This window comes from candidate division WOR-3 bacterium, assembly GCA_016867815.1.
Classification (GTDB): Bacteria; Hydrothermota; Tepidihabitantia; order Tepidihabitantales; family Tepidihabitantaceae; genus UBA2258.
In genome coordinates this window covers 1-1,710 of the sequence record VGIR01000211.1, presented here as the reverse complement: position 1 = coordinate 1,710, position 1,710 = coordinate 1, and the positions used below count along the sequence as shown (strand labels likewise).

The window sequence follows — 1,710 nt, the reverse complement described above, 5'->3', positions numbered from 1 at the left end:
GTGTGCTCACCCACCACTCCGCCGGTCCGGATTGAACTGACGCCGATCTCGTACTTCGGCTTCGCCCCGACCGCGCCCTGCCGGCCGTGTACGACTCTCGCCCTCCCCGCGCGCGCTTTCAGGATATCGACCAGCCTCGCCGCGGTGCCCGAAGGAGCATCCTTCTTCATCCGGTGGTGGGTCTCAATGACCTCGACATCGTAGTCCGGTCCGAGCCTGCTCGCCGCCTCCGCCACCAGCAGGCAGAGCATGCTGACGCCGACCGAGAAGTTGGGCGCGTTGACTACCGGGATCCGCTCTCCGCAATCCTCCAAAGCGTGTGTCTGGGATACGCTCAGCCCGGTTACGCCGTTGATGAAGCCCTTGCCGGCCAGAGCAGCAAGCCGGCAGGCGGCCACCGTCGTCTGAGCGGTCGAGAAGTCAACGATCATCGTGGCATTAGCAATCATCGCACTCAGGTCGGAACCGACCACTCCGCTGCCGAGCTGAGTGCCGATGGCGGGGTGGCCCTTGGCCTCGATGCCTCCGACCAGCGTCATGTCTTCCTGCTCGGCAATCAGGCGGCAGACTTCGCTTCCCATCCTGCCCGCGCAACCGGCAACGATGACCTTCACGGTCTACGCTCCGGCCGGCAGACCGTAGTCTACCAGCGACTGGCGGATCGCCTTCAGGCTGTTCTCAGTTGGCGACACCAGAGGCAGTCTCGGCTCGCCCGCAGCCATGTTGAGCATTTGCATCGCCGCCTTGACCGGGGCCGGATTGGTCTCGATGAACATCGCCTTGATGAGCGGAAAGAGCTTGCGGTGCATGCCGGCCGCCAGTTCGACCTTGCCGGCCAGGTAGTAGTCTATGATCTTTGACACGTCGAGTGGTGCTATGTTCGACACCACGGAAATCACACCCTTGCCGCCGACAGCAAGTATCGGCAGGGTCAGGGAATCGTCCCCGGAGAGCAAGGTGACGCGGTTCCCGCACCGCTGGATTATCTCGCTCGACTGGTCGAGGCTGCCCGACGCCTCTTTCACCGCCGCGATGTTGCTGCAGTCCCTGGCCATTCGTTCAATTGTGGCGGGGAGGATGTTCACGACACTGCGCGGCGGAATGTTGTAGACGATTATGGGCAACTCGACCGCATCGGCAATCGCCCGGTAGTGACGGTAGAGACCCTCCTGGGTCGGCTTGTTGTAGTAGGGCGCCACCACGAGCAATGCGTCCGCGCCAAGTGCGGCCGCCCGCTTCGCCTGCCTCACCGACTTCGCCGTGCTGTTGGTCCCGGCCCCGGCAACTACCTTCACCCGTCCATGGACCTCGGCGACGACCGCGGCCAACGTGCGTTCCCACTCACTTGAGCTCAGGTTCGGCGCTTCGCCGGTCGATCCGTTGACCAGTAGACCGCGGACGCGGTTCTTGATCTGAAACCGGACGTTCTCACGCAGGCCTGCAAGGTCAAGCCTCGTGCCTCTGAACGGCGTTACGAGGGCTGTAATGCACCCCGAGAAAGACATGATCGCCTCCTTCATGAGTTGCTACTCAGCTGGAGCCGTCTCCGCCGGCTGCGGCTCAGATGGACCAATGCCCATCACCCGGTCGATATCTTCGCCGTTCAGCGTTTCGCGTTCCAGCAACGCCCTGGCCAGCGCGTCCAGCATCTCCCGGTGGCTCGTCACGATGTCGTGCGCCCGGTCCGACTGCTCGTCGATTATCCTGCGG

General features: G+C 63.5%; 3 protein-coding genes. All 3 read right to left on the bottom strand.

Annotated features, from left to right (window positions below; translation table 11 throughout):
- The coding region (gene dapB, locus FJY68_14410) for a 4-hydroxy-tetrahydrodipicolinate reductase (protein MBM3333013.1) at positions 1-614 on the bottom strand (614 nt) is incomplete at its 3' end.
- Between the two features lie 3 nt (positions 615-617).
- On the bottom strand, positions 618-1,505 hold the full coding sequence (locus tag FJY68_14405) for a 4-hydroxy-tetrahydrodipicolinate synthase (GenBank protein MBM3333012.1): 888 nt from the start codon (positions 1,503-1,505) through the stop codon (positions 618-620).
- Between the two features lie 21 nt (positions 1,506-1,526).
- Positions 1,527-1,710, bottom strand: a 184-nt coding sequence (locus FJY68_14400; GenBank protein ID MBM3333011.1) for an ATP-dependent zinc metalloprotease FtsH, incomplete at its 5' end; no start/stop codon positions are given.